The following is a 14,495-nucleotide window of genomic DNA, read 5'->3' as shown; positions in this document are numbered from 1 at the left end:
CAAGTCATGTGAAATGCCTATATCCCGGTCTGAACAGCGCAGATCGTCGACCGCGTCAGGAAACGCTTCTCCCTTCCGTTGTCCAGCGAGAACATGCCGCCGCGGCCTGGCACCACATCGATAATGAGATCGGTATGCTTCCAGGCCTCGAATTGCGAGGCGCCGATGTAGAACGGCGCGTCACCGATATGGCCGAGCAGGACATCGTGGTCGCCGACGATGAATCCGTCCAGCGGATAGCACATAGGCGAAGAGCCGTCGCAGCAGCCGCCGGATTGATGGAACAGCACCGGACCGTGCTCGGCGACGATCTCCGCGATCAGTTCAAGCGCTGCCGGCGTTGCCGTGACCTTGGCATGCATGGGTTTTCGATTTCCAGCCTGGGGCGCGGCCCCTGCGGAGCCGCGCCTTTGAGCCAAAGAGGCGATCAGAAGAAGCCGAGCTTCTTCGGGCTGTAGCTGACCAGCATGTTCTTCGTCTGCTGGTAGTGGTCGAGCATCATCTTGTGGGTCTCTCGACCGATGCCGGACTGCTTGTAGCCGCCGAAGGCCGCATGCGCGGGATAGGCATGGTAGCAGTTGGTCCAGACGCGGCCAGCCTGGATCGCGCGGCCGAAGCGATAGGCGCGGTTGGCATCGCGTGTCCAGACGCCGGCACCGAGGCCGTAGAGCGTATCGTTGGCAATCGCCAGGGCTTCGTCGTCATCCTTGAAGGTCGTGACCGAAACCACCGGCCCAAAAATCTCCTCCTGGAAGATGCGCATCTTGTTGTGGCCCTTGAACACCGTGGGTTGCACGTAGTAGCCGCCGGCCAGGTCGCCGGGCAGAAGATTGCGCGCCCCACCGGTCAGCAACTCGGCTCCTTCCTGGCGGCCGATATCGATATAGGACAGGATCTTTTCCATCTGCTCGGACGAAGCCTGGGCCCCGATCATCGTTGCCGGATCGAGCGGATCGCCCTGCACGATTGCCTCGACGCGCTTGAGGGCGCGTTCCATGAACCGGTCGTAGATCGATTCCTGGATGAGCGCGCGGCTCGGACAGGTGCACACCTCGCCCTGGTTCAGCGCGAACATGACGAAGCCTTCGATCGCCTTGTCGAAGAAATCGTCGTCCTCGGCGACGACATCCTTGAAGAAAATGTTGGGTGACTTGCCGCCGAGCTCGAGCGTCACCGGGATCAGGTTCTGGCTGGCATACTGCATGATCAGCCGGCCCGTCGTCGTCTCGCCGGTAAAGGCGATCTTGGCAATGCGCGGCGACGAAGCCAGCGGCTTGCCGGCCTCGAGGCCAAAGCCGTTGACGATGTTGAGCACGCCCGGCGGCAGCAGGTCGCCGACAAGATCGGCCCAGAGCAGGATGGCAGCCGGGGTCTGCTCGGCAGGTTTCAGGACGACGCAATTGCCGGCGGCAAGCGCGGGAGCAAGTTTCCAGCATGCCATCAGCAACGGGAAGTTCCACGGGATGATCTGGCCGACCACGCCGAGCGGCTCATGGAAATGATAGGCGACGGTGTCGTCGTCGATCTGGGAGAGGCTGCCTTCCTGGCCACGCACCGCGCCGGCGAAATAGCGGAAATGGTCGATGGCCAAAGGCAGGTCGGCCGCGGTCGTTTCGCGGATCGGCTTGCCGTTGTCCCAGGTCTCGGCGCATGCGAGGAGATCGAGGTTTTCCTCCATTCGATCGGCGATGCGGTTGAGGATGAGGGAGCGCTCGGCCACGCTGGTGCGCGCCCAGGCATCCTTGGCGGCATGCGCGGCGTCCAGGGCCGCCTCGATGTCCTGGCCGTCCGAGCGCGCTACTTCGCACAGCAGTTGGCCATTCACCGGCGAGTAGTTTTCGAAGTAGCGGCCGGAGCGGGGCTCGGCCCATTTGCCACCGATGAAATTGCCGTAGCGCTTGTCGAAGGGCGCTTTGACCGGGCGTGAGAATTCAACCTTGTTCATGTGTCTTCCTCCCAAAGCTGGCGTCGCGGGATGCGAACGCTTCGGGAGAGGCTTGCGATTTCCGCCTCCGGTTGTCACCGTATCGGTTGCCGCGGTTGGGCAAGATGTGTCGCAGAATTGCGACAGTCACGGGATCTCGGCGTTTCAGTGAGGCCGATGGACATCCAGGCGGTTGAGTTTGCGGTGAAGCGTCGCGCGGCTGATGCCAAGCGCCTGCGCCGCGGCCGAGACATTTCCGTCAGCCCGCGCGAGCGCACGCTGGAGGGCCCCGCGCTCTGCCTCAGCAAGAACCTTAGGGCCAATCTCAGCCCAGCCGAGCAGATCGGCGGCGGGCATTGGTTTGTCGAGACACTGCTGTGTAATGCCAAGCGCCAGGCGGGCCGAACGGGTAGCGCCGACCACGAGATCGTCCGCGTCGATGGCGATCAGCGCGCCCGAACCCTTGTCGGTCACCGGCGCAAGCAGAATTCGTGCCTTCGGGAATGCCATCTTGAAGTTTTCGCTTTCGATCCGGCGCGCCGCGTCGACGACAGCCATCGAGATGAGATTGACGAAGGCTTCGGTCAGGTCGGCCCGGCAGGAGGACACGTCAAGCGCGGCCACGAGGTTTCCCTCATGGTCGTGGATCGGGGCTGTGGTGCAGCTGAGCAGGGTGTTGCGCGTGTGGAAATGCTGGTCACGGTGGATCGTCAACGCCCGGCGTTCGACCAGGCAGGTGCCGATCCCATTGGTGCCCTGGCTTTCCTCATTCCAGACGGAGCCAGTCCACAAACCCCAGGAATGAAACGTCTCATCATCGACAGGCGCGCCGCGCCGTTCGACCGGCACGCCGTCGCGATCGGCGAGCAGGACACAGCATCCGACGCCGCCTACCGCGAGATAGAGACGGTCGAGACTGGCTTGGGCAGCACGAAGGAGAGGTTCGATCCGTTGCCGGGCCTGCGCCAGTTCGGCCTCCGTCAGATAATGTGGAGGGCTGCAATCGGCTGGTTCGAGCCGATGCAAATTGGAAGACCGTCGCCAGGAGGCAACCAGGGCGGACTTCGCCGCCGCGTCCGACGCAATCGCCGCCTGGATGCGGTCGGCATGATGACCGGATAGATCTTCTCCCATACTTATCCTCCAACCCTGATGAATTTCCTCCCGGTCTGATCCGGTCTGCGGTTCGATCGGCACTTAGTCAATTCGTCGAAAGGAGCAGAAGGACAGATCTCTTGCCTGCCATTGCCATCCCAATGGCCGCCCCATCGAGGAAGCCTATCAACAGAACGAATCGCGTTCATTGATCGGGAGCAAACTTCGCTTGGGCGGCTATCCACATTGCGAAACCTGGCCGGAAGCCCATCAATGCGAGGCATTTGGAGTTGTCGGAATGCTCACGGCCGCTGTCGCGTCATAGCCATCATCGCGCGGGCGATGATGGTCGAAAAGGTACCCACAAACGTACCCTCACATTCAAGACCGCTTCCGGCGCGAAGGAAGGTACGGGGAGCTAGCTCGATTGCCTGGTTGTCGCGGAACCATACGGATCGTCGGGGCGGTGACGGTACTTTTCGAAGCGGCTTGGACGTGTGCAAAAATCGACCGATTGATCTCCATAGCAGGTGAACACAAAAGATATTTCTTGCGGCTATTTACCTTTAAGATCAAAAGCTTAGCTTTCTTGACAGAACCATGCGTCGGCTCTCGGTGCCGCAAGACGGGCTGTCCGGTACGTGAAGTGATCTCAGTTGAATCCCCCGACCGTCCAAGCGAACTGACTGGCTGCCGGGTTGGCGTGCTGCACGAGGAATACGCAGCGGTGCGGCGTTGGTATGGTGGTGCGCTGGCGGGGCTCTCGTCACGCTGAGCCGCACGTCTGCCGCCTAGCTCATATCAGGCGTGCGCCCGTTCGATCTCACAACTCGATTCTAGTTGCTGTGGCCCCCTTATGCTCGACTATTAACTGTTCGGCCAAGTTGGGCGTTGACGCTTCCTCTCTATAAGAGTTAATAATCTCCTAATATAAGGGGCATCTAAAGTTCGTGGTCGATAACCGCGAGTTTGACGATGAAGTTTGGGTAGGGGAACGTAGCGCGACGACCGTCGCGTCCACCAGCATCGGGTCAATATCCGTCCGTGAACGGCCAGCTTGAGGCGGCTGTTCCAAGCGACGCAGTGTGCCTGGATGACGGCGACAATTCATACCTGCCCGGATTCGCGCGGCTTTTCTTCGGCTGGAAGCAGCCGGTCGTTCAGTACGGTCAAATGAAGCAGATGCTTGGACATCTGTTCTTTAATAACTAGGGGGTTGAAAATGGCTACTAAGATCGCCGATGCAGGTGGAACAACAGCGTCTTTTTCAAACACGCCGCAGGCGCAGGATGACGCTTACAATCTCACAGAGGATACGGTCGTCCTCGCGTCAGGTTCGCAAACCGTCATAGTTCTCGATGTGATGGCGAACGATCAGGGTGGAAACGCAAAATCCCTCTTTTCAGTAGACGACGGGATTTCCGGGTCGACGGCCACGAAGCAATACGCGCCCATTGACCTCACGCATCAGGACTACCAGACGCTCGGCATTTCAACCTGGGAGACCATCGGCGAGGGCGTTTCGATTCGCATCAACAGCGGCAAGGTCGAGATGGACCTTACCGGATATCTGGCGGCGCATGGCTTCTCCAGCCTGCAGGCCATGGGTCCGAACGACCATTTCAACGAGACCTTCACCTATGCGATCAAGCTCGGCAACGGAACGCTGAGCTGGGCCAGCGTGTCGGTCAACATCCAAGGCACGAATGACGCGGCTGTGATTTCCGGCGTCTCAACGGGCTCAGTTATCGAGGCCGGCGGCGTCGCCAACGCCATCGTCGGAACGCCGACGGTGAGCGGCACGCTGACAGACACCGACGTCGACAACACGCCCAATACGTTCCAGGCGGTCGCGGCCGGAGCCGCGAGTGATCATGGCTACGGGACCTACCAGATGACCGCGGGTGGTGTCTGGACCTTCACGCTCAACAACAACAATGCGGCAGTGCAGGGCCTCAACGTCGGCCAGAATCTCACTGAGACCTTCACCGTCCACACACAGGACGGCACCGCCCAGGTGGTGACCGTCACCATCCATGGCACCAACGACGCCGCCATCCTGTCGGCCGACGTGCGCCACCTGACCGAGACCAACTCGGCCACCGACATCTCGAGCTCCGGCACGCTGACCATCTCCGACGTCGACAGCCCGGCGACCTTCGTCGCCCAGTCCGGCACGCCCGGCAGCTACGGCGCGTTCTCGATCGATGCCGCCGGCGCCTGGACCTATACGGCCTCCTCGGCGCATAACGAGTTCGCCGCCGGCACCACCTACACCGACACTTTCGATGTCGTCAGCGCCGACGGCACCCACACCTCGGTGACCATCAACATCCATGGCACCAACGACGCCGCCATCCTGTCGGCCGACGTGCGCCACCTGACCGAGACCAACTCGGCCACCGACATCTCGAGCTCCGGCACGCTGACCATCTCCGACGTCGACAGCCCGGCGACCTTCGTCGCCCAGTCCGGCACGCCCGGCAGCTACGGCGCGTTCTCGATCGATGCCGCCGGCGCCTGGACCTATACGGCCTCCTCGGCGCATAACGAGTTCGCCGCCGGCACCACCTACACCGACACTTTCGATGTCGTCAGCGCCGACGGCACCCACACCTCGGTGACCATCAACATCGACGGCACCAACGACGCCGCCATCCTGTCGGCCGACGTGCGCCACCTGACCGAGACCAACTCGGCCACCGACATCTCGAGCTCCGGCACGCTGACCATCTCCGACGTCGACAGCCCGGCGACCTTCGTCGCCCAGTCCGGCACGCCCGGCAGCTACGGCGCGTTCTCGATCGATGCCGCCGGCGCCTGGACCTATACGGCCTCCTCGGCGCATAACGAGTTCGCCGCCGGCACCACCTACACCGACACTTTCGATGTCGTCAGCGCCGACGGCACCCACACCTCGGTGACCATCAACATCGACGGCACCAACGACGCCGCCATCCTGTCGGCCGACGTGCGCCACCTGACCGAGACCAACTCGGCCACCGACATCTCGAGCTCCGGCACGCTGACCATCTCCGACGTCGACAGCCCGGCGACCTTCGTCGCCCAGTCCGGCACGCCCGGCAGCTACGGCGCGTTCTCGATCGATGCCGCCGGCGCCTGGACCTATACGGCCTCCTCGGCGCATAACGAGTTCGCCGCCGGCACCACCTACACCGACACTTTCGATGTCGTCAGCGCCGACGGCACCCACACCTCGGTGACCATCAACATCGACGGCACCAACGACAATAGCGCCCCAGTTGCTGTCGCCGACACCAATTGGGCGAAGGAAGACACCAACACAAGCGCTACTGGCAACGTACTACAGACACTCGCGCATAATGGTGCACCATCGGGAACGTTCTCGGATCATGCTGACACCGATCCGGATGGCGATACTCTAGCTGTATCCGCACTCTCGGGCGGCATCGACAACGGCACCACGTACACCAAAACCGGAACCTACGGGACCGTAGTGATCACGAAGGCGACCGGCGCCTACACCTATACGCTGGCCAATGCTCAAGCCAATGTGCAGGCTCTGGCAGCGGGCCAGACCGTTACGGATAGCTTCACCTATACCGTCTCGGACGGGCATGGTGGAACAACATCCGCCAACCTGGCGGTGACGGTCTTCGGCACCGACGAGCCAAGCAGCACGCTAATCGGCACGGTTGTGCAGGGACATCAAGGCAGCAACAACGATCCAAGTATTGCTACCATCAATTTTAGTACGGCCGTCCATACAAATTTCGCAAACATATCCGACGCAATACACATTACGGCAGGTGGAGCTCTAGTACCTGGGACTGGAAGCTTCAATGCGGCTCATGATCAGTACACATTCAGCGTAATTAAAACTGGCAACAATGGATCGAGTTACAATCTCACGATAGACGCCGGCGCTTTTTCAGATAACAGCGGAGACACTAACGCAATAAAGATTATCAATGGCACCCTCAAACCCGCTGGCACCTCCGGCGAGCCCATCAATCTCGCCCTGACCGATCCATCGCATGAAGGTGCGCTCATCACCGTCACGGTGAAGGACGTGCCTTCGGGCTGGACCATCGACGGCGCGACGCATAATGCCGATGGAAGCTGGACGACACAGACCAACGACCTGCACGGGCTGACCGTCACCACACCGGCCAGTTTTACCGGCGCCGCCGTGCTCGACGTCCAGATGACCTGGACCAATGCCGACGGCACCTTGGGCAGTGCGTCGATCGCCGACAATGTCGAGGCCTACGCTCCGGGTTCGCCGATCTTTGCCTGGTCCGGCGACGACGTGCTGACCGGCTCCAGCGGCAACGATCTCTTCGTCTTCTCGCAACCGATCGGCGTCGACATGGTGCACAGTTTCGATGTGGCCGCCGACCAGATCGATCTCATCGGCTACAACGGATTGGCAGACTTTGCCGACCTTCAGACCCATATCGCCGACGATGCCCATGGCAATGCGGTGATAACGCTCGGCGACGGACAGTCGATCACGCTGGACGGCGTGCACTCGAACGCGCTGACGGCAGGCAATTTCGTGTTCGACCAGACACCGGTGGTCAACAACTCCGGCACCATGACGATTGGCGACGGCGCGTTGCTGCCGCTGAGCGGCATTATCGACAACAGCGGTCTCATCTCGCTCGACTCGGCCGGCGGCGATACACTGCTGCAGGTCATCCAGCATGGCGTGACCCTGCAGGGTGGCGGGCAGATCCTGATGTCCGACAGCGCTGCCAACATCATCTCCGGCACCGGGCCGGATGTCAGCCTGGTCAATGTCGACAACACGATCTCCGGCGCCGGCCAGCTGGGCGGTGGGATGCTCGGCCTCGACAACAGGGGGACCATCATCGCCTCCGGCTCGAACGCGCTAGTCGTCGATACCGGTGGCAGCGTCGTCATCAACTCCGGAACGCTGGAAGCAACGGGTTCGGGCGGCTTGACGGTCGCCGGCGGCGTGGCGAATTCAGGCATGCTCTGGGCCAATGGCGGCGACATCGTAATCCATGGCCAGGTTACCGGCGACGGCGACGCCACGATCGGCAATCTGTCGAAGATCGAGTTCGGCGGCGCTTCGTCGACGGACGTCACCTTCGGGCACGACGCTGCCGGCACGCTGCAACTCGACGATTCCTTCGATTACAGCGGACGGATCGGCGGCATCACCAATGATGACAAGCTGGACCTTGGGGACATCTTGTTCGGTGCGGGAACGACGGCTGTTTACCAGGCAAACCAGGATGGCAGCGGCGGAACGCTGACCGTTTCGGATGGCACCCACGGCGCCGCGCTGCATCTGGTCGGCAGCTACGATGCGAATGCCTTCAAGCTTGCCGATGATGGTCAGGGCCATACCGTCGTTTCGTACAATCCGGCGGAATTCACACTGACCGGCATCGGCGATGGAGCGATTTCAAGCGACTTCGTGGTGTGAACCAAAAAGGGCCGCCCTCAGCGGCGGCCTACCTGGCCTGACAAGTATCGAGTGGGGTTCTGGACGTGGACAGCAAGTCTCGAATTGTGAAGGATGCGCTTCGGGCATGCCGCCGCTATTTCTTGGTCGCTGCGGCATTCAGCCTGGCGATCAATCTGCTCTATCTCGCTTCCCCCCTCTACATGCTGCAGATCTACGACCGGGTCGTCACCAGCGGCAGCGAAACCACGCTGGTGATGCTGACCCTGGTGTTGCTGGCGGCCTTTCTTTCGCTGGCCGGCCTCGACCTGGTACGCGCCTGGATCCTGACGCGTGCCAGTGCGCGGCTCGACCGGTTGCTCTCGGCAAGGATCCTCGCCGCGTCGGTCGAAACCCCATCGCCCGGCTCCTCGCCGAGCCAGCCCATCCGCGATTTCGACACGTTCAGGCAGGTGATCACCGGCAGCGGCATCCATGCCCTGTTCGACCTGCCATGGTCACCCATCTACATCGGTATCATTTTCCTGCTGCATCCGTGGCTCGGCTTCTTCGCACTCGGCTGCTCGCTGCTTCTGATCGGCATGGCCGTGCTCAACGAGTATCTCGTGCGTTCGCCACTGAAGCAGGCCAACGATCTGGCGACGACCAACTATAACTTTACCGAGATGAGCCTCAGGAACGCCGAAGTCGTCCGCGCCATGGGGATGATCGACGGTCTCATCCGCCGCTGGGGGCGCGACCGCAACCTGGCGCTGCGGCGCCAGGCGGAGGCAAGCGACCGTGCCGCCCTGATGTCGGGCCTGATCCGTTTCCTGCGGCTCACCATGCAGTCGCTGATCCTCGGTCTCGGCGCCTATCTGGTCATCGAGCGGCAGATTACCGGCGGCACCATGTTCGCGGCAAGTCTCCTGCTCGGCAGGGGGCTACAGCCAGTCGAGCAGATCGTCGGCCTTTGGCGCAGCCTGATCCTGGCGCGGGCGGCACTGGCAAGGGTCGAGAAGCTGGTCGACGGGGGCGCGCGGAACGAAAGATCGTTCAACCTGCCAAAGCCCAGCGGCAAGATTTCGGTCGAGCAGGTCAGCTTTGCAATTGCCAGCCAGCAGAAGGTGCTTCTCCGGGACGTATCGTTCCGGCTGGAAGCAGGCGAGACGCTGGGGATCGTCGGCCCTTCCGGCGCCGGCAAGTCGACCTTGGCACGTCACCTTGCCGGCGTCATGCAACCCAGCCGCGGCACCATCAGGCTGGACGGCGCCGACCTGTCGCAATGGGGGCACGACGCGCTAGGCGACCACATCGGCTACCTGCCGCAGGATATCGAGCTCTTCTCCGATACGGTTGCCGCCAACATCGGCCGCTTCAAGACCAATGTCGACCAGGAGGTGATCGAGGCCGCGCGGCTCGCCGGCGTGCACGAGATGATCATTCGACTGCCGCAGGGCTACGAGACCCAGATCGGCGAGGGCGGCGCGGTGCTTTCGGGAGGATACCGGCAACGGATCGCTCTTGCCCGGGCGGTGTTCGGAACGCCGAACTTGATCATTCTCGACGAGCCGAGCTCCAATCTCGACGCCGATGGCGACCGGGCCCTGAGCGACTGCGCGATTGAGCTGAAGCGCCGCGGCAGCACGGTGATCATCGTCTCGCACCGGCCCTCCACCTTGGCGAATGTCGACAAGATCCTTCTGTTGCGCGATGGCGCCGTCGAGGCTTTCGGCATGAGAAACGAGATCGTGGCGCTGCTCAACCAGCGCGCGGCTCCAATGGCGGTGGCGACGCAATGAGCCGTGTTTGGAGAGAGCGATGAGCGACGCCCTTACCTACCGGAGCCTGCCTGGCGACACCGGCATGCTGGCCCCGGATTCGATCCGGGTGCCAGCCTATCTCGGCCTGCTGATCATCATTGCCTTCTTCGGCATCTTCGGCGGCTGGGCGGCCTTTGCCCCGCTGAACGGCGCCGTACTTGCCGACGCCATCGTCAAGGTGGAAGGCAATCGAAAGAGCGTGCAGCACTTCGACGGCGGAACGGTGAAGGAAATCCGCGTCAAGGATGGCGATGTCGTCAGGAAGGGCGACATAATGCTGAAGCTGGACGACACCAGGATCCGGTCCGAATTCAATCTCTATGCCCAGCAATATGCACTGTTGCGCGCTACCGATGCCAGGATTCGGGCCGAACTGGACGGCAGCGAGGCCGTTGCCTTTCCCAAGGACATTCTCAAAGAGCACGAGGACTACCTCAGGGATGCGATGGCAAACCAGATCGCCGACCTGGAAAGCCAGCGGGCCTCGATGGCCGGCGCCAAACAGATCCTCGAGCGGCGGATTGCCGAGCTCGAGGAGCAGATCCAGGGCAAGCAGTCTCGGGTCGAATCCTACCAGGCCCAGCTGCAATCGACGGTCGACGAGAAGGCCAGCCTGTCAAAGCTGCTCAAGGCCGGATTGACGACCCGCCCGCGCATCCTGGAACTGGAAAGGTCCGCCTCGGATCTGCAGGGCCTGATCGACGAGAACCTCGGCGCAATCGGCGGCAGTCGGCAAAGCAAAGCCGAACTCGAGAGCCAAATCGCGCAATTGACCAATGAGCGTCGGGCCAAGCTGTCGGCCATGCTGATCGATACGCAATCGAACCTTGCCGACCTCGTGCCCAAGATGTTTGCCGCCCAGGCCGCCATGGATCGGGCCGAAGTGCGTGCGCCCTATGATGGCCAGGTGATGGATCTCAGCGTCTTCTCGATCGGCGCCATCGTTGCCCCAGGCCAGACCATCCTCGACATCGTGCCGACTGAAAACTCGCTGATCGTCCAGGCGCAGATTCGCGTCGAGGACATATCGAACCTGCGACCCGATATGGCCGCCGAAGTTCGTTTCACATCCTACAAGCAGCGCTCGATACCCATAATTCATGGCCGGGTCACCCGCATTTCGGCGGATCGCATTACCGACAGCAAGACCGGGTTTCCCTACTATCTGGCTGACGTGGCGGTCGATCCGGGGGAGTTGGCGGCGGCTCCACAGATTGCGCTCTATCCGGGCATGCCGGCAGCGGTCATGATCGTCACCGAGGAACGCACCGCGCTCGACTACGTACTAGGCCCGTTGGTCGTGTCGTTCCACTCCGCCTTTCGCCAGAAATGACGGATTGAGCAAAGGATCGCGGTGAGCAGAAGACTCCGCTGTCGCTCGCCAGGAAGGGTCTGCCAGACAGTCAGGCGGGCTCGGCCACAACGCCTATCCGGCGATAGATGAAGGCTTCGTCCGCCGCAGTATCTGCCGCGGCGGGCCGCGTTTCGTCGATGAGCATAGCCATGCGAGCGTGGATCGGCGACTTGATGCACGCCGGATCCGTAGCCGCGGCGTCACCGGCAATCGCCATCGCTTGACACCTGCAGCCGCCCCAATCGATCTCGCGCCGCTCGCAGCCTCGGCACGGCTCCTGCATCCATTCGGCGCCGCGGAAGGCATTGAATGCCGGTGAATCGGTCCAGATTTCGGCAAGTGTGCGCTCTCCGAAGCGCTCGAAGCTAAGCGAAGGAATCGTCTGTGCGGCATGGCAAGGCAGCACGGTGCCGTCCGGCGCCACCATGAAGGCGTCGCGCGCCCAGCCGCCCATGCATGGCTTGGGATAGATAGCGAAATAGTCCGGCGGGACGAAATCGATGTTGATGACGCCGGCAAGCCGCTCCTGCGCCGCGGTGACGATCTCCGCCTGTCGGTCGACCGCGGCACGTTCGGGCATCAGCACATTGCGATTGGCCAGCGCCCAGCCGGCATACTGCACGTTGGCGATCTCGAGCCGCTCCGCGCCCAATGAAAGGGCCATATCGATGAATTCCGGCACTTCCTCGATGTTGTGACGATGGATCGGCGCGTTGATTGTGAGCGGCAGGCCGGCCGCGCTGGCGCGGCGTGCCGTCTCCAGCTTCTTTTCATGGCTGCCCCGGTGGTTGCCGATAAGGTCGGTGGTCGCCGGCCGGACACCCTGAAAGCTCAGCTGCACGTGGTCGAGCCCGGCTTCGGCAAAGGCCTCGATGCGGCCTTCGGCAATGCCGATGCCAGCGGTGATGAGGTTGGTATAGACACCGCGCGCCGACAGCCCGGCGATCAGTTGCTCGTCCACCAGCAGGGTGCGACGGCAAAAAGGGGATCGAGATCGTTGTCTCAGTCGCTCCCGAGGCGGACTGACAACTAAGATCCACGCTATTGTGAACGCCAAGGGCAAGCCATCTTTTAGCTTTCCTTGTTTGAGCTCGGCCGCGCCGGGAGTAATAGTCGCGTCGGAATTGCGAGGAGGAAAGATGACGCTGAACTTCGACCCGAGGGCGAAGGCCGCGACGCTCTACCATGGCGAATTCCGGCCGATGTTCATTGGCGGCAAGTGGGTGGCGGCGCAGTCCGGTCAGGAGATGCAGGCGCTGAATCCGGCGACCGGCGCGGTGCTGGCGACGGTGCCGCGCGGCTCGGCCGCCGATGTCGACGCGGCTGTGGCTGCCGCGCGCATGGCGTTCGAAGGGCCGTGGTCGACATTCTCGCCCTATGAGCGGCAGTGCGTGCTTTTGCGCATCGCCGATCTCTTCGAGATGCATTGGGAAGAGCTCAGTGTTTCCGACACGCTCGACATGGGACTGCCGATCACGCGCACGCTCGCCAATCGGCGCCGCGTCATCGGCATGCTGCGCTTCTATGCCGGCATGGCCACCGCGCTGCATGGCGAGGCGATCGACAATTCCATTCCCGGCGAGATCGTCACTTTCACCCGGCGAGAACCGGTGGGCGTCGTCGGCGCGATCATTCCCTGGAACGCTCCGACCGCCGCGTCGATCTGGAAGATCGCACCAGCGCTCGCCACCGGCTGCACCATCGTGCTGAAACCGTCGGAGGATGCGTCGCTGACGCCGCTGCTGATCGCGCGGCTTATGCAGGAAGCCGGCGTGCCCGACGGCGTCGTCAACATCGTCACCGGCACGGGAGCCGAGGCCGGCGCGCGGCTCGCCGAACATCCCGATGTCAACAAGATCGTCTTCACCGGCTCGACGCTGATCGGCCAGGCGATCGCCCGCGCCGGTGTCGCCAACCTCAAGCGCGTTTCGCTCGAGCTCGGCGGCAAGTCACCGATCATCGTCTGCCGCGACGCCGATATCGACAAGGCTGTCCCGGTCGCGGCGATGGCGGTGTTCGTTCATTCGGGTCAGATCTGCATTGCCGGCTCGCGGCTATTCGTGGCGCGCGAGATCCATGACGAGTTCGTGCGCCGGGTCGCCGAATTTGCCGGCAGGCTGCGCGTCGGCCACGGCATTGAGGCGGAGACGGAGATCGGGCCGCTGATCAACGCAAGGCAGGCCGGCAAGGTCGAGGGCTACATCAAGGCCGGCAGCGACGAGGGCGCCGAACTGGTCGCCGGCGGCTCGCGGCTGACGGGCGCGCTTTTCGATGGCGGCAACTTCATCGCGCCAACCGTCTTCGGTTCGGTATCGGACAACATGACCATCGCGCGGGAAGAGATTTTCGGTCCGGTCATCTCGGCGATGCCTTTCGACACGCTGGATGAGGCCGTCACGCGCGCCAACGCAACGCCTTACGGTCTGGCGGCCGGCATCTTCACCACCCATCTCGGCACCGCGCACAAGCTCGCGCGCCGCGTCAAGGCCGGCTCGGTCTGGGTCAACATGTACCATGCCATCGACCCGGCGGTGCCGTTCGGCGGCATGAAGATGTCGGGCTATGGCCGCGAGGGCGGCGTCGAGCATCTGCATGAGTATCTGGAGACAAAGGCGATCTGGATCCAGACGGATTAGAGCAATCCCAGGAAAAGTATGAGCGGTTTTCCGTACGAGCAATTCACCGTTTCACGGAAACGGCGAACCGCTCTATCCCTTTGTTTTTACACAATTCCGGACGGAAAACCGTATCACACTTTTCCTGGAATTGCTCTATTGCAGGGTATGTCGAGAAACAGGTGAAGATCACGGCCAGTATTCGGCCTGAAGACACCGGGTCGGCCTGAAGACACTGGGCAGGAAAACTCAACGGAGGCTCACCCAATGGCGTCGACCATCC

Annotated in this window: 9 protein-coding genes and 1 pseudogene; 6 read left to right on the top strand and 4 right to left on the bottom strand. The window is 62.3% G+C overall.

All coding sequences use genetic code 11. The annotated features are described in order from the left end of the window. Window positions 1-17 precede the first annotated feature (17 nt). The 3 genes from MESOP_RS29770 to MESOP_RS29760 form a co-directional block, all read right to left on the bottom strand. Entirely contained in the window at window positions 18-362 is a 345-nt protein-coding gene (locus tag MESOP_RS29770; protein WP_013897062.1) for a DUF779 domain-containing protein, read from the bottom strand. Between the two features lie 65 nt (window positions 363-427). Beyond that, window positions 428-1,945: an aldehyde dehydrogenase gene (gene adh / locus MESOP_RS29765; RefSeq protein WP_013897061.1), complete on the bottom strand. Its 1,518-nt coding sequence runs from the start codon at window positions 1,943-1,945 to the stop codon at window positions 428-430. Between the two features lie 144 nt (window positions 1,946-2,089). Next, window positions 2,090-3,058: a GAF domain-containing protein gene (locus MESOP_RS29760; RefSeq protein ID WP_013897060.1), complete on the bottom strand. Its 969-nt coding sequence runs from the start codon at window positions 3,056-3,058 to the stop codon at window positions 2,090-2,092. A gap of 1,005 nt (window positions 3,059-4,063) precedes the next feature. Here MESOP_RS29760 and MESOP_RS35875 point away from each other — a divergent pair. From MESOP_RS35875 to MESOP_RS29745, 4 genes are all read left to right on the top strand, one after another. Continuing rightward, window positions 4,064-4,231 (top strand): hypothetical protein, encoded by a 168-nt coding sequence (locus MESOP_RS35875; protein WP_167313580.1) that lies wholly within the window; start codon window positions 4,064-4,066, stop codon window positions 4,229-4,231. 10 nt (window positions 4,232-4,241) lie between these two features. Further along, window positions 4,242-8,462 (top strand): beta strand repeat-containing protein, encoded by a 4,221-nt coding sequence (locus tag MESOP_RS29755; RefSeq protein ID WP_013897059.1) that lies wholly within the window; start codon window positions 4,242-4,244, stop codon window positions 8,460-8,462. 65 nt (window positions 8,463-8,527) lie between these two features. Next, window positions 8,528-10,222, top strand: coding sequence for a type I secretion system permease/ATPase (locus MESOP_RS29750; RefSeq protein WP_013897058.1), 1,695 nt, complete (start codon window positions 8,528-8,530; stop codon window positions 10,220-10,222). Window positions 10,223-10,241: 19 nt separating this feature from the next. After that, window positions 10,242-11,576: an HlyD family type I secretion periplasmic adaptor subunit gene (locus MESOP_RS29745; protein ID WP_013897057.1), complete on the top strand. Its 1,335-nt coding sequence runs from the start codon at window positions 10,242-10,244 to the stop codon at window positions 11,574-11,576. A gap of 70 nt (window positions 11,577-11,646) precedes the next feature. Here the strand turns inward: MESOP_RS29745 and pqqE are convergent, their stop codons facing one another. Beyond that, window positions 11,647-12,558: a pyrroloquinoline quinone biosynthesis protein PqqE gene (pqqE, locus tag MESOP_RS29740; protein WP_245265005.1), complete on the bottom strand. Its 912-nt coding sequence runs from the start codon at window positions 12,556-12,558 to the stop codon at window positions 11,647-11,649. On the opposite strand from pqqE, the pseudogene MESOP_RS35340 reads away from it, so the two are divergent. Further along, a pseudogene (locus tag MESOP_RS35340) lies at window positions 12,556-12,664 on the top strand (IS5/IS1182 family transposase); the annotation flags it as partial. The gene pqqE and the pseudogene MESOP_RS35340 sit on opposite strands and share 3 nt — an antisense overlap. A 72-nt stretch (window positions 12,665-12,736) precedes the next feature. Beyond that, a complete protein-coding gene (locus MESOP_RS29735; RefSeq protein ID WP_013897055.1) occupies window positions 12,737-14,233 on the top strand; it encodes an aldehyde dehydrogenase family protein in 1,497 nt (498 codons plus the stop codon). The last annotated feature ends 262 nt before the right edge of the window (window positions 14,234-14,495 follow it).

It is taken from the genome of Mesorhizobium opportunistum WSM2075 (assembly GCF_000176035.2).
Lineage (GTDB): Bacteria > Pseudomonadota > Alphaproteobacteria > Rhizobiales > Rhizobiaceae > Mesorhizobium > Mesorhizobium opportunistum.
This window is presented reverse-complemented; position numbering and strand designations above follow the sequence as displayed.

Bases quoted from the DNA above. Each gene is read 5' to 3' on its own strand.
- MESOP_RS29735 (WP_013897055.1), top strand. From the start codon at position 12,737: ATGACGCTGAACTTCGACCCGAGGGCGAAGGCCGCGACGCTCTACCAT.
- MESOP_RS29760 (WP_013897060.1), bottom strand. From the start codon at position 3,058: ATGGGAGAAGATCTATCCGGTCATCATGCCGACCGCATCCAGGCGGCG.
- MESOP_RS29770 (WP_013897062.1), bottom strand. From the start codon at position 362: ATGCATGCCAAGGTCACGGCAACGCCGGCAGCGCTTGAACTGATCGCG.
- MESOP_RS29745 (WP_013897057.1), top strand. From the start codon at position 10,242: ATGAGCGACGCCCTTACCTACCGGAGCCTGCCTGGCGACACCGGCATG.
- adh (WP_013897061.1), bottom strand. From the start codon at position 1,945: ATGAACAAGGTTGAATTCTCACGCCCGGTCAAAGCGCCCTTCGACAAG.
- MESOP_RS29755 (WP_013897059.1), top strand. From the start codon at position 4,242: ATGGCTACTAAGATCGCCGATGCAGGTGGAACAACAGCGTCTTTTTCA.